Here is an 18,243-nt window from a genome sequence, read left to right on the forward strand (position 1 = left end):
CTTATTCGTCGTCTTCGTCTTCTTCAGCGCTTTCAGCCAGTTCGTTATACATGGCCTGAATCGCTTCACGACTCAATGCAGCCAGCGTGCGATAAAACGCGCTGGTCGCATGCGCTTCGACTTTACCCAGAAACGCACCGCACCAAGGCAGTAAATAGCGTTCAAACAGCGCTAACTGGGCCGCACTTTCATCTTCCGCAGACTGATCTTCCAACCAGGAAGCCGCCAGCATCAACACGCCAAAATGATCGGCAGGCGCATCGCTCAACGGCATTCCGCGTGAGGATAAAAATGCGCGGACTTCCGCCTCTGTTTTCCCTTCTGGCCATTGTGATGCATAAGGCGGAACTTTACAGTCGCTGCCGACAAACAGCGCGTTGTAGTCTGCGGCTAACGCCTGTGGATCGCTGCTCTGCTGTAAACGCTTTAACAGATCGTCTTGTTCCAGCGGCCATTGCGCCTGCAATTTGCCCTCACGCAACAGCGTAAACAGCGGCACCAGCAGCGGATCTTGCGGTTGGCGATTAAATAGCGAGCCGATCACGCGGCACAGAATGGAAAACTCATTCATGAGTCAGAATCCTTGAAGCAATAAAGTTAAAAATCAGCCAGTTCAGCAATGTGTTTGCCGGTACGCTGCTCAAGGAAATCGAGCAGTCGACGCGGCGTGACATTTAACACGCGATCTTCAGGAAAATCCACTTCACGTGTAATCCGCAAACAGTGCTCAAAATGACCCAGCGTAAAGGCGGTATGGGAATCTGAACCAAATGCCAGACGTCCGCCTGCATCCCGTACCGCTTGAGCAATCGCGCGGCAGTTTGGTTCACTGCCTGGGCGCGAATGGGTAAAGGAGGAGTTATTGATCTCTAGCGCAACGTCATAATGTGCAGCCGCTTCAGCAATCGCCGGAATATCTACCGGAAACTTCGGATTACCCGGATGGCTAATTATATGCACCAGCCCGCCCGCCATGGCAGCAATCATCGCGTCGGTGTGATGCTTTTTATCCCGTGGGGCATAAACCGGCTCGTGGAAACCGGCCACGATTAAATCCAGCGCATCCAACATCGGGCCAGAACAATCAATCTCGCCCTGCTGGTTTTTAATATTCGCTTCGATACCGCGCAAAATCGCCACGCCATCGATCACGCGCGGCCAGATGCGCATGTTGACGAAATGCCAGTAATGCGGTGCATCTGCCATATCGGGACCGTGATCGGTAATAGCAAACAGCTTTAAGCCGTTCTGTTTCGCCTGCGCGACGTAATCGTGCAGCGTACTGTACGCGTGGGTACTGGCGACGGTGTGCATATGCAGATCTACCGGATACATCTTTTTCTCCTGCTGATCGCCCGTCATGGGCTGGGATAAAAAACAGAGCTTTAATAATTAATAGCCGCGCTGGCGATCAACGCAACCTCGCGGCATTTCACCTGCTTCGCGCTGCGTGATGGCGTGAGCGATATAATCCATCGCCTCTTCCGGTAACGTGACAGCCGCATTATGTGGCGTAATGGTGACACGCGGATGTGACCACAGCGGATGACCTTCTGGCAACGGCTCAACCTGAAACACATCCAGGGCGGCAGCTTTGAGTTGACCACTGTTCAAAGCAGCCAGCAGATCGTCCTCAACGACTTGCGCGCCTCGCGCCAAATTCAGGAAGAAAGCCCCTTGCGGCAGCTGTTGCAAGAAGTCCCGATTAATCAGGTTATGCGTTTCGGCAGTGCTAGGCAGTAGATTGATTAACACCTGCGTGCCGTGCAAAAAATCATTCAGCGATTCGCGTCCGGCAAAGCTGGTGATGCCTTCAAGCTGCTTAGGCGAACGGCTCCAGACCCGCAGTGGGAAGCCCCAATATTTCAGGCTTTCAGCGACGCGTTGGCCTAAAACCCCTGCACCGAGAATACCAACGGTAAACGTTTCACGTTTGTAGCCCGTCAACGGCTGCCAGCACGGCTGCTGCTGTTGCAGTCGGTAATCATCAAAGCGGCGAAACCAATCCAGTACGCGATGCGTCGCGTACTCTTGCATCTGACGCGCCATGCCGGTGTCTTCAAGACGAAACAGCGGCACCGCATCGGAGAGCATGTCGGGATGGCGTTTAAGCTGCGCGAGGATCTCATCCACGCCAGCGCCCAATGCAAACACGCCGCGTAGATTTTCTCTTCCACTCAACATCTCTATTGGCGGTGAACGCACCAGCGCGTAATCGGCGGGTGCGTTATCGCCCGGCTGCCAACGACGCACGCGTGCTTGCGGCAGTCGTTGTTGTAAGCCCTTGATCCAGAGCGTGGCGTCTTGCGAGGGGTGAAACCAGATAATCTCCATACTGCTCTCCTTTTTTCTTTTCAGCGTCGGGGAAAAAGGCAACGAAGACAAGGAAAAATCCATACTAAATGCAGGATTTTGATTCCCTGCTTTTAGCGATTTATTCCCGCGCCTTCACATTTCCGGCTCGCTTCAGGGTGAAACACTGAGATAGCGTCTAAAGTTGTTCGAGTGGTCAATGCGTTACGCGCGACCCGCTTTTCGGACAAGGAGAACAACCGATGATAAAAACTGAGGTAAACGCCACTGAAGGGCGTCAGGGCTACGCACCATTACTGCTTACGCTGTTGCTGAGCGTGCCCGCATTTACTGTTCACGCAGATGATAATTCACGCATGCTGAGCAATCAGCCGCAGCCGCCCGATGTGCGTTTAGGGCCATTATTTAACGCTGTGCAACAAGCAAAATTTTATCCTGATCAAAAGACCTTTGCTGATGCGCTACCTAAATATGATCCCGCCTCGATTCTTGCCGACTGGCAGATGCAAAAGAATCAACGCAGCTTTGACCTAAAACGCTTTGTGTCAGCGAATTTTACGCTGCCCACTAATGGCGACAAATATGTGCCGCCAGCCGGTCAAAGCCTGCGTGCACACATTGATGGTTTGTGGCCAGTACTGACTCGCACCGCCAAAAGCGCCGGGCAATATGACTCGCTGCTGCAACTGCCGAAACCTTATGTTGTTCCCGGCGGCCGCTTCCGTGAGGTCTATTACTGGGACAGCTATTTCACTATGTTAGGTTTGGCAGAAAGTGGTCATTGGGATCGCGTGCAGGATATGGTGGATAACTTCGCCTCACTGCTGGATCGCTACGGCCATATTCCCAACGGCAACCGCAGCTATTATCTCAGCCGTTCACAGCCGCCCTTCTTTAGTTTGATGGTTGATCTCTTGGCTACCCACGAAGGTGACAAAGCCTATACGCGTTATCTGCCGCAGTTGCAGAAAGAGTATGACTACTGGATGGCAGACAGCGACATCGTGGCAGCCGGCGATGCCAGCAAGCGCGTGATTAAACTCGCCGATGGCACCCTGCTCAATCGGTATTGGGATGCCCGTGATGTGCCGCGTACCGAATCCTGGATGGATGACGTGAACACCGCGAAAAAGGCCCCGCAGCGCGATAAAGCGGAAATGTACCGTGAGTTGCGCTCAGGCGCGGCGTCTGGCTGGGACTTCAGTTCACGCTGGTTTACCGATGCACATAACCTGGCCACAATCCGCACCACGCAGATAGCACCGGTCGATTTGAACAGCCTGATTTTCCATCTGGAAAAAGTTCTCTCGAAAAGCTACCTGCTGAATAAACAGGGCAATGTGGCGAAGCAGTACGCTGACCGCGCTGAGAAGCGTCAGGCCGCGATCAACCGCTATTTATGGGACAGCAAGCAAAGCTGGTACGCAGATTACGACTGGAAGAAAAAGCAGGTTCATCCGCAGCTCACCGCCGCAGCTCTGTTCCCGCTCTACCTGCACGTCGCCAGCGATAAGCAGGCCGACAGTACCGCCAGCGCGGTTGAAAAACAGCTGCTGAAACCGGGCGGATTAGTGACCACCACGGTGAATAATGGCCAGCAATGGGATGCACCTAATGGCTGGGCACCGCTGCAATGGGTCGCGGTAGAGGGTTTGGAACACTACAAAAAACCGCAACTGGCCAAACAGGTTGGCCTGCGCTTCCTGCAAAACGTGCAAACCACCTACGATAAAGAACATAAACTGGTAGAAAAGTATGTGGTTGAGGGTAAAAACCTGGGTGGCGGCGGTGGCGGTGAATATCCGCTACAGGATGGTTTTGGCTGGACCAACGGCGTCACGCTGATGCTGCTCGACAAGTATTGTCCAAAAGACAAAACCTGTAACAGCGCCCACGACATTCCTCAGAGTTCCGCTTCAACGCAGTGATCCTATTCTGATACTGTCGGATCAAACCGACAGTATCAGCTTGTTTACCTTGACTTCCTTTCATCGGCAGGCAGAATTGCACTCAATTTAACAAATGGTAATGATTCTCAATATAACAATGAGAATCTTTACCATACTGTTTCCTTGCCTTAATCTGACCTGAAAGGATCGCTAATGACACTGCCTTCTCCTGTGAAACGCAGCGCGGTTTACTGTGCGCTGGCGCTTACTGCTCCGACATTTTCCTTCGCGGCTGAAACGTTGATTGTCACGGCACAACCAGAAGAAAGCGCCGAATCACCAACGCAGGGGTATTTGGCGACCACCAGCCAGGGCGCGACTAAAAGCGATCGGCCGTTGATCACCACACCCCAATCCGTATCGGTGATTACTCGCCAGCAGATTCAGGATCAGGGTGCACAGGATCTCAATCAGGCACTGAATTATACGCCAGGCGTCTTCACCAATTTTGCCGGTGCGGCGACGCGTTACGACACCATTTCGCTGCGCGGTTTCCACGGCGGCGATGTCGATAACACCTTTATCGACGGCCTGCGTGTTATGAGCGATGGCGGCAGTTTCAATGTCATGCAGGTGGATAACTGGTTTCTCGAACGCGTTGACGTGATCAAAGGCCCCTCTTCGGCGCTCTATGGTCAAACCGTGCCGGGCGGCCTGGTCAATATGATTACCAAACGCCCGCAATACCGCGAAGAGGGACATTTTCAGCTTTCAGCAGGATCCAACGCGACCACCAGCGCGGCTTTCGATTACACCAATGCGATCAACGATCAATGGGCATTTCGCCTGACTGGCATCACGCGCAACAGCGATACGCAATACGATCACACCCGCGAAGAAAAATATGCCCTGATGCCGCAGCTGATGTGGCAGCCGGATGAAGATACGCACCTGATCCTGAAAGCCTATCTGCAGAAAGATCCTTCTGGTGGTTATCACGGATCAGTGCCGGGTGAAGGCAGCATTACCGAACACAACGGATATAAACTCAGCAACGGTTTTTATGAAGGCAACAGCGATCTCGACCAGTTCAAGCGCCATGAGCAAATCTACAGTTTCGACTTCTCGCATCGCTTTAATGAAATTTGGTCTTTCTCTTCAACCGGCAGCTACAGCCACTCGAATGTCGATCTCGATCAGGTGTATCAGATTGGGTGGAACACAGCGAACAGCGATTTACTGAACCGCTATTATTCAGGTGAACGTTCATCACTTTCTGCATGGGCTACCGATAACCGCTTGCAGGCGGAGTTCGCAACGGGCGCGCTGGAGCATCGCGTTAATGTTGGTGTCGATTTTCACCGTTACAAGAATGAGATCAGCCAGGCGTCAGGTGATGCTAACCCGCTGAATGCCGTAACCGGTGAACAAGTGGGTGCGATGCCGGGCTACGGCTGGACAGAAGCGACGCGTCGCTATTATCAAACCGGTCTTTATCTGCAAGATGAGATGAAGCTGGATCGCTGGCATCTCGATCTTTCAGGTCGCTATGACCGCATTGTCGCTAACAACAGCGGCAGCGATCGTCGTCAGGACGATCACATCAGCGGACGCGCAGCCCTGCTTTATGCCTTTGATAACGGCTTATCGCCGTACGTGAGCTGGAGTCAGGCGATTACGCCAACCGCGCTGACGGATAACAACAATAATCTGCTAAAACCCACCACCGCAGAGCAGTATGAAGCGGGTCTGAAGTACCAGCCGAACGGCACGCGCGATCTCTACACCTTAGCGATCTATGATTTGATGCAAAAAAATGTCTCTAACCGCGATGTGATCACGGCAACTTTTACCCCCTCAGGCAAAGTGCATTCGCAAGGTATTGAGCTAGAGGCGCGTAATCAGATCACCCCACGATTCAGTACGATCGCGGGCTACACGCTTAATCATTTGCGCTTCAAAGATTCAGTGGATGGCAACGATGGGCACACACCTTACGTGACGCCAAACAGCATGGCCTCATTTTGGGGACATTATCAGTTCGATTACGGTCTCAGCGCGGGCGCGGGTGTGCGTTATATCGGCAAGCAGTGGGCTGATAACGAAAACACCACGCGTTTGCCTTCCGTTACGCTGTTTGATGCTTCGGTACGCGCAGATTTAGGGGCCTGGAACAGCAGCTTGAAAGGCACATGGGTGCAGGTTAATGCTAATAACCTAACCGATCGCAATTATGTCGCGGCCTGTTACGGCACCGGTTATTGTTACTGGGGCGCAGAACGTACGGTGATGGCGACGGTGGGAGTGGATTTTTAATCACCACTGAGATGACAAACATACAGTTTTAAGCGTAAGACGCTAAACGCAAAACATGAAAAAGGGGACGAATCACTTCGTCCCCTTTTTTGTTTAGATCGTCTTTGACGCTGAACGTCAGCTGCGAACTTTACGGTAGATAAACAGCACCACAATGGCACCAATTACCGCAACCACGAAACTGCCGAAGTTGAATCCGTCCACACGACCGAAACCAAACAGGGTGCTGATCCAGCCACCAACAACTGCACCGATGATACCGAGCACAATGGTAAGAATAAAGCCGCCGCCGTCTTTGCCCGGCATAATCCATTTAGCGAGAATACCGGCGATTAAACCAAAGATGATCCATGAAAGAATGCCCATTAACTACTCCTTGCGTTTTTTCTGATTACATTGTGTTCGCCTGATTAATCAAGCGGTTTACCGCAATAAGTATAGACACAGTTTTCAATTTTGCCTGTTGTGTCACAGTTAAAAAATTTAGTTAGCAAGCTAAAGCTTTTTTTGTGCAGGTCGATAACGGACAAGTGGCAAAGGAAACAGAAATGATGACGAAGCAATCATTTGGAGCCAGTGAGTGAAAGAATCCGATAACGAACAATACCTCAAAAGAGGAACGCTAGCTGTCCTGGGAGTAATGAAGGAGCTGCTGCGCTATCAAACACCGCTCATGGTGACCTTTTCACGTGGGCAATTTATCAGCCGCATGTTAGCCGCAGATGAAGATCGTATCGTGTTCGATTTAGGCAGTAATAATCTGGACAACGATTACGCGCTGAACTGTCGCGAAGTGAGTATTTCGGCTGAAACCAAGGGTGCCAAAGTAGAGTTCAGTCTTGCCGCGCTGGAGATGACTGAACATGAAGGCTTGCCTGCATTTAGCGCTGGGCTGCCTGCGTTGCTGTGGCAGATTCAACGCCGGGAATTTTTCCGCATTGATGCACCACTTGAACCGCAATTTTGGTGTCATACGCAATGGCCAAATGGGCAGAAAGCCCGTTTTCGTCTGCAGGATCTCTCGCTAGGCGGTATTGGCGTGCTGGTTGATGAAGCGCTGCCTGAAGCGTTAAAACCTGGCGATGCATTCAAGTCTTTCCGGGTCGAGCTGGGCGAATATGGTCATTTCGAAGTAGGGGCAAAGCTGATGCATATTGGCGAGCGCAGCCTGGTCTCCAGCAAAAACGAAACGCGCATCACGCCGCGACTGAGTTTCCGTTTTACCACTATCGAACCGCTTCAGGAACGGCAGTTGCAGCAGGTTATTTTTGCCTTAGAACGCCTGGCACGGGACAAAGCTAATCGTTTTCAATAAGTTCCTTTCTGGATGTGCCGTACACATTTGGCGCATCCAGGCTATGCTTCTTCTTGCTTATTCCCTCAAACCGGATCCCAGCAAGGAGATTCTCCCCAATGGAAAACTGGCTTTCATCACGTCATTTTCAATCGATATTTTTTAACCAAACCTTCTGGATTAACAGCGCTATCGTGGTGGTCGCCACGCTAGTTATCTACTGGATCCTCCGTTCACTGATTAGATTCATATCCAACCGTATCGCCCGCTACAGCGAGCACCGCCACGTTCGTGCAACTGCTATTGTGGTGGAGATATTACGCAGCACCAGCCAGACGCTGTTGCTGATTTTTTCCCTGTTGATTGCGCTGAAATTCGTTGATCTGCCATCAACCTGGAGCAACACCATTTCGCATGGCTGGTTTCTGGCCTTTATTGTGCAACTTGCGTTGTGGATCGATTGCGGTATTCGGCTGTGGCTTCAGAGCCTGCTGCGCGATCCGTTGCATGTGCGTAATCCAGTCACCACCGTGATCCTGGGTATTCTGTTGCGCATCCTGGTTTGGGTGATGATGGTGCTCGCCATTCTGTCGAATATGGGCATTAACATTACTGCGCTGGTCGCCAGTTTAGGCGTTGGCGGTATTGCCATTGCACTGGCGATTCAGACGGTGCTGAGTGATGTGTTTGCTTCTCTGGCGATTGGTTTAGATCGACCGTTCGAACATGGCGACTTTGTGGTGTTTGGCGACATTGCCGGTTCGATTGAACATATCGGCTTGAAGACAACGCGCTTGCGCAGCCTGAGCGGTGAGCAAATTGTCTGTTCGAATACCATTCTGTTGCAGCAGACGATCCATAACTACAAACGCATGCAGCAGCGCCGCATCGTGTTCAAATTTGGTATCAGCTACGCCACGTCATCAAAGCAGGTGCGTGAAATCAGCACGTTGGTCAAAGACATTATTCAGGGCATTGAGATGACACGTTTCGATCGTGCGCATTTTCTGGCTTTTGATGACTCCAAACTGACCTTTGAAGTGGTCTATTTTGTCCTTGATGCCGACTACAACAAATATATGGATATTCAGCAGGAAATTAACTTGCAGCTAATGGCCGCGTTAGAAGAGCGCAACGTTCGTTTCGCCTTCCCAATTCGTCAGGTCGAATTCAGCGGCGGCAGCTTACCGCAAGTCGATTTAAAGGCGGTCGCCAATGAGTAAACCTCAACGGCAAGGCAGGTAAAAAATCGCCTCATCCCCTTTTCGTTTAGGGATGAGGCGTTGAAACCTTAACTGTGTTGATAACAACTTACGCCCAGATAGTTGCTGAACGCTTCTTGCAACACCGCGGCAGTGGCTGAATGGTTCATCGCCACATGATGCTCAAAGCCGTTACGGCAGATCCACGCCAGTAAATTTTCCAGTTGAGGCACCTGAATCACAGCGCGGCATCCCACTGTGTCCAGTGGATCATCAACGGATAATCCTTCTCCGACGTAAGCCTTGATCTCGCCGTTAAAATCATCCGTCGAGAGGCGGAAATAGGTCAGATCACCGCTTTTCATTCGTCCATGCACCGCGCCGCAGGTGTTCTCTTTCCCGACGGTAGTGCCAATGATATCGGCGGTTCCCATGGTTGGTGATTCCAGGCTGGCGCTGGCAAAGTTGCCGCAATGGAACAGCACGCATTTATCGCGATCGTCACCGAAATTATTATTCCAGTCCGCTAACGACGCGGGATTGAGTGAACAGCTGGCCAGCGCATACATCGACAGCGCGCCCATTACATCAACCTCACACGCACTGGGCATCAGTTGACCCGACATCACACTCATAATGGAGCAGACATTGATGCCAAGATTCTCCTGTAACGAAGTCCAGCACTGAATTGCGGTGGTATCAATATCGTTTTCATTCACCCACTCGCTGATCACCACAAACAGCTTCGCCATAGTTTGCAGCTTTTCATCGGGGATGCCGCGCGCGTCGGCGTTCGCTTCAAGAATTTCACGCTTTTCGGCTACCCGAATATCATCGTCACGCAGCCGCTTGATGCGGCTAAAAATTTCTGACAGATCGAGGGTTTCTACCGCGATGCCCATCTTTTCCAATAATTTTTCACTGTATCGCACGGTATTAAACCCCGCCGGACGCGCACCAATCGCGCCGACGCGTACCCGCCGCATGGCGTGGACGACCCGGCACAACTGGGTGAAACGCTGCAAATCTTGCATGAATATTTCACCGCTTAAGGCGCAAACGTGCTGACGCGTTAAGCTGAAAGGAATGCCATATTGGCGCAGGTTATTGCACAGCGAGATCTTGCCGCAGAAGCTGTCGCGGCGCGTCGCCAGTCCCATTTTATCGAGGTTATCTTCTTCTGCCTGCACCAACACCGGCACATTCAGCCCCGAAAGACGCAACGCTTCCGCAATCGCTTTTTCATCGCCAAAATTAGGCAGTAAAACCACGATGCCGTGAATATTGTCACGATGCTGGCGGAACAGCTCGGCGCAGGTTTTGGCTTCCTGGCGCGTTTCAACACCGCCGAGGTTGGTTTGCGATTCATTCAACATCACGGTATTGATATTGAGTTTTTCAAACAGCGCTACCGCCTGCTGGCGCGCTTCGCCCACCAAATAGCTGGGGAAAAAACCGCGGTTGCCAATGATGACGCCGAAGGTCAACTGCTGAGGAAGTTTTGACATTGCTCTGCTCCGAAGAAAGTTATTGTGGCTGATAGCGGCAACGGGCCACCGCATCGAGCCAGCCTTTATAGTTTTCCTGCATTTTTTGCGCGTGGTGTTCACGCGGCAGAATTACGCTGCCGCCTTGAAGCGCCTGCATTTCATTGCCCTGCTGCCACCAACCCAGCACTTTTCCTGCCAGCAAAGCGGCCCCCAGCGCAGAGACTTCAGCGGTTGGCACGCGATGAAGCGGACGCTGTAGTACATCGGCCTGTAGCTGCATCAGCCAGCCGTTTTCAGTTGCGCTGCCATCCACGCAGAGCGCGGGAAGGTGCTGGCCGCTGGCTTGCTCCATGGCGAAGAACACGTCAGCGATTTGAAAGGTGATCGACTCTAACGCGACGCGCGCTAAAACCGCGGGTGTGGCGGCATCTGTCAGCCCACACACCATGCCGCGGGCTTTGAGATCCCACCAGGGCGCGCCCAGTCCCGAGAGTGCTGGAACAAAATAGATGCCTTGATTATCAACGGTGCTTTCTGCCAGCGCAGTCAACTCGCGTGGATCTTGAATACCCAACATTTTACCCAGCCAGGCCGCGCCCGAACCGGTGTGAGTAATGTTGCCTTCAAAGGCATAACGCAGCTCGCCGTCATGCCACGCCACGGTGGTGCTCAAACCATTTTCGGTCATCAATGGCGTCGCCATTGACATCATCAGTGATGAACCGGTGCCATAAGTGGCTTTTACCACTTCTGCGTCGCCCCGGCGTTGGGCCTGTAACGCCGCATGAGAATCGCCGATACGCGCCAGGATTGGTGTGCCCGGTGATAAACCCGCAATGTCATTCACGGCCACCACACCCTGTTCACTGGCCGAGGGGGTAATGGTCGGAAGCGCCGCGCGCGGCAGCTGAAAAAGGGCCAGCAGCTCATCGTCCCAGTCATTACGGTGCAAACTGTAAAGCTGGGTGCGTGCCGCGTTGGCATGATCGGTAATAAAACAGTCGCCTGCAGTAAGTTGCCAGGTAAGCCAGCTCTCCACAGTGCCGATGCACAGTTCGCCCGCAGCTGCACGCGCTGCGCCGTCGGGAATGGCTGCCAGCATGCCGGTGAGCTTGGCAGCAGGAAACATCGGGTCAACCGCCAGGCCGGTCAGACCGGTGATGCGCGGCGCTTTTCCTGCCTGATGCAGATCGCGACAAAACGATTCGGATCGGCGATCCTGCCAGCTCACCAGCGGCGTGAGCGGCGTGCCGTTGCTACGCTGCCAAATCAACACCGATTCACGCTGATTACTGATCGCGACCGCCGCAACGGATGCGCCAGCACACTGCGCCAGACATTGTGTGATCGCCTGCTTAACTGCCTGCCAGATGGCCATGGGATCCTGCTCCGCCAGCCCCGGCTGCGGATGTTCCAGCGTCAAACTCTGGCTGCCGCGTGCCACCACCTTGCCCAGACGATCAACCGCAATCGCTTTTGCATTGGTGGTGCCTTCGTCAATCGCCAGAATCACAGGTTCTGTCATGCTTACGCTCCTGCGCAGATGCGCAATGCATTTTTTACCAGGCTGGCAGCGTCAATGCCGTGATGAGCGCGGGTTGAGGCGCGATCGCCCGCAATGGCGTATTCCCCGTCTGGAATGCCCAAACGCAGCAAGGGAATGCCACAACCACCTTCTGCTAAGACTTCTGCGACCAGGCTGCCGACGCCACCATTCACGTTGTGCTCTTCAACGGTAATCACCGCTGGATAGTGATTTAACAGGTTGCGCAGTTGTTGGGTATCGCAAGGTCTAATCGATGGAATGGCGATCACACCGGCTGAAATACCTTGCTCAGCAAGTTGCGTCGCGGCGTGAACTGCTTCGTGAACCGTGGAACCCATCGCCACCAGTGCAATCTCTTTGCCTTCCCGCAATTGATCGATTTGACCAGGCTTGAATCGATAGCTCTCCTCATGCAGTTGTGGCAGGTCTTTACCGTCGAGCCGGATGTAAACTGGCCCCACATGTTCCAGCGCATAATCAATGATTTGGCGGCACTCAAGCGGGCACGAAGGCGCGTAGATTTCAATGTTGCCGAAGCCGCGCATGACGGCGATATCATCAATGCTGTGGTGGGTGCTGGCGAGCGGGCCGTAGCTGGCGCCGGCATTCAGGCCAAACAGTTTGACGTTAGTGTTGTTGTAACAGACGTCAACTTTGACCTGTTCATTGGCACGTGAGACCAGAAAAGGCGCGGCATTGCAGGTGACGGCGACTTTACCGCCCAGCGCCAGGCCAGCGGCGGTGCCAACCAACGTCTGTTCGGCGATCCCGACATTGATGAGACGATCCGGGAATGCTTTGATGAAAGGCGAAATTTTGGCGGTTGAGGTTGAATCTGCGACCACCGGTACCAGATCCACGCCACGGTTCACCGCATCGATAAATGCGGTCACCATCACGCTAGCTAAATGTTGTGCATTACTCATCTTTCAGTTCCTCCATGGCCAGGTCTATCTCTTCCCCTTTCGGCACACGGTGATGCCATTCGGGTTTGCTTTGAATGAAGGAGATGCCGAACCCTTTTTCGGTATGGGCGACGATGACCTGCGGCTTGCCGTTTTGCGGCAGGCTTTCGATGGCTTCGACTACCGCAGCCATGTCATTGCCGCTGCATTCCCTGACCTCAAGACCGAAGGCGCGCCATTTTTCGGGCAGCGGATCGGTGTTCATGATCTCTTGGGTACTGCCCGCTAATTGCAGTTTATTTTTGTCATTGATGATGATCAGGTTGTCGAGACCGTAATGGGCCGCCACCAGCGCCGCTTCCCAGTTGCTGCCTTCCGCCAGCTCGCCATCCCCAGTGACCACAAAAATACGGCGTTTGCTGTTGTCTTTCTTGGCGGCAATGGCAATGCCAACCGCCACCGGTAAACCGTGTCCCAGCGCGCCGGTATTCAACTCCACGCCGGGGGTTTTCTGCCGCACTGGATGGCCCGGCAAATGCGAATCGGCATGCTGATAGGTCGGCAGCCACTCCGTGGGAAAATAGCCCGCTTCGGCTAACACGCAGTAATAACCGCCTACCGCATGCCCTTTAGACTGGATATAGATATCGCGCTGATCGTCCTCTGTGCGATCGGGCGCGCAATTCAGAATGCGGAAATAGAGCGCCGTCAGAATTTCGACCTGCGATAAATCAGCACCGGTATGGCCGCCCGCTGGGCTGCCCGCGTTGAGTTGTATAATGCGACGGCGTATCGCACGCGCTTTGCTTTTCAGCTCATCCACCGAGAGATTGAAAGGATTCATACACTACCTCTGAATTTTAAATCGTTTATGAATATATATTCATAGCAGCCAAAAAAAGGGTGCAAGCAAGCGTGGCTTGCACCGTTACCGATTAACCTTTTGCTTCACCGCCCTCCTCTATCAGCGCTTTCTGCGCAACCACAGCGGCTTTTTGCTGCATACGATTCTGCGTCTGATCAATGATAACGGCGATGATAATGACGATGCCTTTGATCACCATCTGCCAGAATTCGCTCACGCCCATCATGATTAATCCATCAGCCAGAAAGCCAATAACGAAAGCGCCGATTAAGGTGCCGAGAATAGTGCCGCGTCCCCCCGCCAGCGAGGTTCCACCTAACACCACTGCGGCAATCGCATTCATTTCGAAGGCGGTGCCGTTAGCGGGATGGCTCGCCACCAATTGCGACGACACCACGATGCCCGCTATCGCGGCGCAAAAACCGGACAGCGTATAGACCCATATTTTGACCCGTTTAGTCCTGACGCCTGAAAGCTCAGCCGCACGTTCATTATCACCAATGGCATAAACCTGACGGCCAAACGGCAGCCGACGGGCGATATAGGCGATAACCAGCGCCAGCACAACCATCATCCAGATGGCGTAAGGTAAGCCGAGGAAATTGCCTGCCCCGATTTTATCGAATCCGGTGTTGCCCAGTTGCGGATTGCCTTGCAGACCGGGAAAGGTTTCGCCACCGGAAGTCAACATCGCGGCACCGCGCAGGATATACATCGTGCCGAGCGTGCAGATAAACGGGGCCACGTTATAGCGGGTGATGATCCAGCCGTTACCTGCGCCAATTAAGGCGCCGACCAGCAGAACAATCGGTACGATGAGCCAGACATCGAGGAAAATCGCGATACCAAACCACGGCAGCACAATGCCTTTAGTGATCAGCCAACCCGCAATCATGCCGCATAGACCCAGCGTGGCGCCGATGGAAAGATCGATGCCGGCGGTGATAATGACAAAAGTGATACCCAGCGCCAGAAAGGCGTTAATGGCGATGTGTTTCACCATGATCACCATACTGCCCACCGCGAGAAAGTCCGGCACAGTAATGGAAAAGAAGCCGACGATAAGAATCAGCGCAATAAAGGTGCGCAGCTTCAGCAGCAGTAGCAGAAAGCTTTCGCGCGAATTAAACGCCTTGACGGGTTGAGTGGCCAGCGCCACGGCTGGATTGGTTTTCATGTTTAAAACCCCTGCGCACTTGCTTTAACCAGCGCTGACTCTTCCGCTTGATCACGCGGAATATCAGCCGTGAGTTTGCCGCCGGACATCACTAAAATACGGTCGGCCACCGCCATAATTTCTTTGAGATCTGAGGTCGAAAACAGCACGGCAATGCCCTGTTTTGAGAGCTGCACCATCATGCGAAATACCTCCGCTTTGGCACCAACATCAATGCCGCGACTGGGTTCATCCAGCAGCAGCAAACGAGGATTGGTCAACAGCGATCGGCCAATTACCACCTTCTGCTGATTACCGCCACTTAACGCGCTGATCGCCACCTCGGGTGAGGAGACTTTGATCGCCAGATTCCCTACCGTGCGGGCAACCGCCTCCTGCTCCTGCTGCTGAGCGATAGCCACACGATGCGATAACCGCCGCCACAGGCTGGCAATGGTGAGGTTACTGGCCACAGACGAGACCGGGAAAATACCGGAGCGCTTGCGATCTTCGGGCACCAGGCTCATGCCCATGCGGATGCGATCGGCGGTAGGTAGTCGGGTTGGCAGCGGCTTGCTGTCGAGCCACAGCTTGCCGAGATAATTGCGCTGGCTACCTAACAGGCATTCAAACAGTTCGGTGCGACCCGCGCCCATCAAGCCATAAATACCCACAATTTCGCCGGCGCGTACCTGAAAACTCACATCATCCACCAGCGTATTGCCGTTTGGGCTAACGCAGGTGATGTGCTGCGCTTCGAGCATCGGCGCACCAAAATCACGCTCTTCTGGCAGGAAGTTAGTCACGGGTTCGCTGCCCAACATTTCGCGCACAATCCACGGCACATCGATTTCAGTGACGTTGGCTTCCGCCTGAAAACGTCCGTCGCGCAGGATAGTGATCACATCACCAATCGCCATCAGCTCTTCAAGCCGGTGCGAGATATAGATGACCGAAACGCCCTGCCGCGTCAGTTCGCGGATTACGCGGAACAGAATTTCCACTTCGGTTTTACTCAACGCCGAAGTCGGTTCATCGAGGATCAGAATATCTGCGTCTTCCGCCAGCGCTTTAGCAATTTCCACCAGCTGCTGCTGCCCAACCTTGAGGTTACCCACGCGCTCTTTGGGCGAGATCTTTTGATCCAGCCGCTGCATCAGTGCGGCTGTGCGGCGCTCCTGCTCCGCTTCATTAATTGGCCGAATGCCGCTTTGCAATTCTCGGCCCAGAAACACGTTTTCTGCCACCGACAGGTTTTCAAACAGGTTTAACTCCTGATGAACCATACCGATGCCGTGACGTGCTGCATCCCGCGTGCTATTCAGCGTCACTTTTTCGCCATTAAGAAGCAGTTCACCGCTGCTTGGCTGCTGAACGCCGGCGAGAATTTTCATCAGGGTCGATTTACCCGCACCGTTTTCGCCGATAATCACATTAACTTTGCCGCGCCAGACGCGGTAATCAACCCGATCCAGCGCTAACGTGCCGGGAAACAGCATCGAAATGTTATTCGCCTGCAGAATGATGTCATTGCTCATCAGGGAGTCCCCGGCTTCAGCTCAACTGCGACTACATCATCAACATTGCCGCGTTGCATTGTCACCGCCATCAGTGCTTGCACCGGTTTGTTGACCCAGCTTTCATCGACCTTGGGCAACTGTTTCACCGCATGTCGGTTCAACGCGCGAGTGAGTTGCGCGTACTGCACCTGATTCGTGAACTCTTCAAAGCGGAAACCGGCGGCATCGCGGATGCCATTACTGCGCAATACCGGGCCGATATTGATGTTCACCGACTTGCCGTTGATCGTGACGGTTAATTTATGTTCTCGGGCATTGCTGGTATCAAAAGCCGTGACGATGCCGCTGGCACGCACGAACACGCTTTCGCTGGTGCCCGCTTTTACCGTCTGGCTTTTGGTTTCCATATCAGCCCAGCTCAGCGCATGGCCGTTTGCTGTTTCCATTACACGAGATTGCCAACTCTCCTCCGCGATCTGCTGCGGCGTTTGATCGGTGTAGCCCGGCTTGGCGTTAGGATCTTTTGGCAGGATCGGCTTGCCGTCTGCATCCAGATCCACCACCGTACAGGCGCTTAGAAATGTCATCGCCCCGAACAGAATCAGCATCCGCTTCATGCGCACTCCGCCTTATTTAGCCAGATTGAAGTTTTTCAGTTTCGATGCATTGCTGTCGTCAATCAGCACGCAATCCATTAACTGCTTCTCTTCTTTCTGCGCTTTACCGTTTTTCAGGTAGTAATCCGCTTGCGTGATGGCCATTTGTGCCTGATCCCAGCCAGGTTGCAGCACGGTGGCTTTGATGTTGCCTTTATTCAGAATGGAATCACGCGTGTAGTCGCTGCCATCAAAGCCGACCACAATCACTTTGGTTTTGCCTGCAGCTTTCAGCGCGGCTTCGGCACCCAGCGCCATGGTGTCATTACCGGAGATCACACCAACGATGTTGGGATATTTTTGCAGGATGGTTTCCATGCGGCTGAAGGCTTCGGTTTGGCTCCAGTTAGCGCTTTGCTGCGCCACCATTTTCATGTCGCTGTAATCATCCAGCACATCGTGATAACCCTGCGAACGCACGCCTGCATTGGTATCGGACTCTTTCCCCAGCAGCTCAACGTAATCCCCTTTGCCGCCTAACAGCTTGGCGAACTTTTCTGCACCGAGTTGCGCGCCTTGATAGTTATTGGAGACGATCTGCGCCACCGCTATGCCGGTTTTATTGATTTCACGATCAATGAGGAAGGTCGGAATGCCAGCATCTTTGGCTTTTTGTACCGGACCAACGGTGGCATCCGCGCCGGCGTTATCCAGAATGATCGCTTTGGCTTTGCGGGCAATAGCGGTTTCGATCAGCTGATTCTGTTTGTTCACATCATCATCATGTGAGGCGACCAGCGTGGCATAGCCCAGCTCTTTGGCCTTGGCTAACGCGCCGTCGGCTTCGGCTTTAAAAAATGGGTTGTCGTGTGAAGGGGTAATAATTGCCAGCAAGCCTTTATCTGCGGCCAGCGAAGCGGCTGAAAATGCCATCATTGAAGCCAGTAGGGTAATTTTGACGAGAGGTACGTTCATCGGTTATTCTCCGCTTGAATAAATATTCAATTGCGATTTTATATGCAAACTGACTATGCGCCTGCCTTGGCGTATCGTCCAATGCCAGATCGTCAAAAAGCGAAAACGATCACAATTTGTCCTGCGTTGTGATTTTTGCCGCCCTGGTTAACAATACCGGGCAGAATCAGAGAAGG

General features: G+C 53.1%; 16 protein-coding genes. 4 read left to right on the plus strand and 12 right to left on the minus strand.

Annotation, left to right across the window (positions count from 1 at the left end):
• Position 1 precedes the first annotated feature (1 nt).
• From MUG06_RS06735 to ghrA, 3 genes are read right to left on the minus strand one after another with little or no spacing between them, the layout of a single operon-like run.
• The gene (locus tag MUG06_RS06735) at positions 2-571 is read right to left on the minus strand and encodes a molecular chaperone (RefSeq protein ID WP_215847013.1); all 570 of its coding nucleotides are present in this window, start codon (positions 569-571) and stop codon (positions 2-4) included.
• 26 nt (positions 572-597) lie between these two features.
• Complete coding sequence (locus MUG06_RS06740; RefSeq protein WP_215847014.1) at positions 598-1,335, minus strand: phosphatase; 738 nt, start codon at positions 1,333-1,335, stop codon at positions 598-600.
• A gap of 57 nt (positions 1,336-1,392) precedes the next feature.
• On the minus strand, positions 1,393-2,334 hold the full coding sequence (ghrA, locus tag MUG06_RS06745; RefSeq protein WP_243078129.1) for a glyoxylate/hydroxypyruvate reductase GhrA: 942 nt from the start codon (positions 2,332-2,334) through the stop codon (positions 1,393-1,395).
• A gap of 221 nt (positions 2,335-2,555) precedes the next feature.
• On the opposite strand from ghrA, the gene treA reads away from it, so the two are divergent.
• Together treA and MUG06_RS06755 are read left to right on the plus strand one after the other, a co-directional pair.
• The gene (gene treA, locus MUG06_RS06750; protein WP_243078130.1) at positions 2,556-4,241 is read left to right on the plus strand and encodes an alpha,alpha-trehalase TreA; all 1,686 of its coding nucleotides are present in this window, start codon (positions 2,556-2,558) and stop codon (positions 4,239-4,241) included.
• A gap of 174 nt (positions 4,242-4,415) precedes the next feature.
• Positions 4,416-6,518 (plus strand): TonB-dependent siderophore receptor, encoded by a 2,103-nt coding sequence (locus MUG06_RS06755; protein WP_243078131.1) that lies wholly within the window; start codon positions 4,416-4,418, stop codon positions 6,516-6,518.
• A 117-nt stretch (positions 6,519-6,635) separates the two neighbouring features.
• On the opposite strand, the gene MUG06_RS06760 is transcribed toward MUG06_RS06755, so the two are convergent.
• Positions 6,636-6,884 carry a GlsB/YeaQ/YmgE family stress response membrane protein gene (locus MUG06_RS06760; protein WP_215847018.1) on the minus strand — a complete coding sequence of 83 codons (249 nt, stop codon included), beginning with the start codon at positions 6,882-6,884 and terminating at the stop codon, positions 6,636-6,638.
• Between the two features lie 214 nt (positions 6,885-7,098).
• On the opposite strand from MUG06_RS06760, the gene MUG06_RS06765 reads away from it, so the two are divergent.
• Positions 7,099-7,833, plus strand: a complete 735-nt coding sequence (locus MUG06_RS06765) for a flagellar brake protein (RefSeq protein ID WP_215847019.1) — start codon at positions 7,099-7,101, stop codon at positions 7,831-7,833.
• Positions 7,834-7,931: 98 nt separating this feature from the next.
• Entirely contained in the window at positions 7,932-9,035 is a 1,104-nt protein-coding gene (locus MUG06_RS06770; protein ID WP_215847020.1) for a mechanosensitive ion channel domain-containing protein, read from the plus strand.
• A 68-nt stretch (positions 9,036-9,103) separates the two neighbouring features.
• Here the strand turns inward: MUG06_RS06770 and MUG06_RS06775 are convergent, their stop codons facing one another.
• The 8 genes from MUG06_RS06775 to MUG06_RS06810 all read right to left on the minus strand — a co-directional run bounded on the left by MUG06_RS06775 (position 9,104) and on the right by MUG06_RS06810 (position 18,067).
• The gene (locus MUG06_RS06775; RefSeq protein ID WP_243078132.1) at positions 9,104-10,522 is read right to left on the minus strand and encodes an L-fucose/L-arabinose isomerase family protein; all 1,419 of its coding nucleotides are present in this window, start codon (positions 10,520-10,522) and stop codon (positions 9,104-9,106) included.
• Between the two features lie 19 nt (positions 10,523-10,541).
• Positions 10,542-12,029 carry an FGGY-family carbohydrate kinase gene (locus MUG06_RS06780; RefSeq protein WP_243078133.1) on the minus strand — a complete coding sequence of 496 codons (1,488 nt, stop codon included), beginning with the start codon at positions 12,027-12,029 and terminating at the stop codon, positions 10,542-10,544.
• Positions 12,030-12,031: 2 nt separating this feature from the next.
• Complete coding sequence (locus MUG06_RS06785) at positions 12,032-12,976, minus strand: transketolase C-terminal domain-containing protein (protein WP_215847021.1); 945 nt, start codon at positions 12,974-12,976, stop codon at positions 12,032-12,034.
• Positions 12,969-13,799 carry a transketolase gene (locus MUG06_RS06790; RefSeq protein ID WP_215847022.1) on the minus strand — a complete coding sequence of 277 codons (831 nt, stop codon included), beginning with the start codon at positions 13,797-13,799 and terminating at the stop codon, positions 12,969-12,971. Before MUG06_RS06790 ends, MUG06_RS06785 begins: the two co-directional genes overlap by 8 nt.
• Positions 13,800-13,890: 91 nt before the next feature.
• Positions 13,891-14,997: an ABC transporter permease gene (locus MUG06_RS06795; protein WP_243078134.1), complete on the minus strand. Its 1,107-nt coding sequence runs from the start codon at positions 14,995-14,997 to the stop codon at positions 13,891-13,893.
• Positions 14,998-14,999: 2 nt separating this feature from the next.
• On the minus strand, positions 15,000-16,514 hold the full coding sequence (locus MUG06_RS06800) for a sugar ABC transporter ATP-binding protein (RefSeq protein ID WP_215847023.1): 1,515 nt from the start codon (positions 16,512-16,514) through the stop codon (positions 15,000-15,002).
• A complete protein-coding gene (locus tag MUG06_RS06805; protein WP_243078135.1) occupies positions 16,514-17,113 on the minus strand; it encodes a DUF2291 family protein in 600 nt (199 codons plus the stop codon). Before MUG06_RS06805 ends, MUG06_RS06800 begins: the two co-directional genes overlap by 1 nt.
• A 12-nt stretch (positions 17,114-17,125) precedes the next feature.
• Complete coding sequence (locus MUG06_RS06810; RefSeq protein WP_215847025.1) at positions 17,126-18,067, minus strand: D-ribose ABC transporter substrate-binding protein; 942 nt, start codon at positions 18,065-18,067, stop codon at positions 17,126-17,128.
• Positions 18,068-18,243 lie beyond the last annotated feature (176 nt).

Origin of the sequence: Pantoea sp. MQR6 (assembly GCF_022761075.1) — a bacterium.
GTDB classification, from domain to species: Bacteria; Pseudomonadota; Gammaproteobacteria; order Enterobacterales; family Enterobacteriaceae; genus Pantoea; species Pantoea phytostimulans.

Coding starts and splice junctions, on each gene's coding strand:
- MUG06_RS06735 (WP_215847013.1), bottom strand. CDS start 571: ATGAATGAGTTTTCCATTCTGTGCCGCGTGATCGGCTCGCTATTTAAT.
- MUG06_RS06740 (WP_215847014.1), bottom strand. CDS start 1,335: ATGTATCCGGTAGATCTGCATATGCACACCGTCGCCAGTACCCACGCG.
- ghrA (WP_243078129.1), bottom strand. CDS start 2,334: ATGGAGATTATCTGGTTTCACCCCTCGCAAGACGCCACGCTCTGGATC.
- treA (WP_243078130.1), top strand. CDS start 2,556: ATGATAAAAACTGAGGTAAACGCCACTGAAGGGCGTCAGGGCTACGCA.
- MUG06_RS06755 (WP_243078131.1), top strand. CDS start 4,416: ATGACACTGCCTTCTCCTGTGAAACGCAGCGCGGTTTACTGTGCGCTG.
- MUG06_RS06760 (WP_215847018.1), bottom strand. CDS start 6,884: ATGGGCATTCTTTCATGGATCATCTTTGGTTTAATCGCCGGTATTCTC.
- MUG06_RS06770 (WP_215847020.1), top strand. CDS start 7,932: ATGGAAAACTGGCTTTCATCACGTCATTTTCAATCGATATTTTTTAAC.
- MUG06_RS06775 (WP_243078132.1), bottom strand. CDS start 10,522: ATGTCAAAACTTCCTCAGCAGTTGACCTTCGGCGTCATCATTGGCAAC.
- MUG06_RS06780 (WP_243078133.1), bottom strand. CDS start 12,029: ATGACAGAACCTGTGATTCTGGCGATTGACGAAGGCACCACCAATGCA.
- MUG06_RS06785 (WP_215847021.1), bottom strand. CDS start 12,976: ATGAGTAATGCACAACATTTAGCTAGCGTGATGGTGACCGCATTTATC.
- MUG06_RS06790 (WP_215847022.1), bottom strand. CDS start 13,799: ATGAATCCTTTCAATCTCTCGGTGGATGAGCTGAAAAGCAAAGCGCGT.
- MUG06_RS06795 (WP_243078134.1), bottom strand. CDS start 14,997: ATGAAAACCAATCCAGCCGTGGCGCTGGCCACTCAACCCGTCAAGGCG.
- MUG06_RS06800 (WP_215847023.1), bottom strand. CDS start 16,514: ATGAGCAATGACATCATTCTGCAGGCGAATAACATTTCGATGCTGTTT.
- MUG06_RS06805 (WP_243078135.1), bottom strand. CDS start 17,113: ATGAAGCGGATGCTGATTCTGTTCGGGGCGATGACATTTCTAAGCGCC.
- MUG06_RS06810 (WP_215847025.1), bottom strand. CDS start 18,067: ATGAACGTACCTCTCGTCAAAATTACCCTACTGGCTTCAATGATGGCA.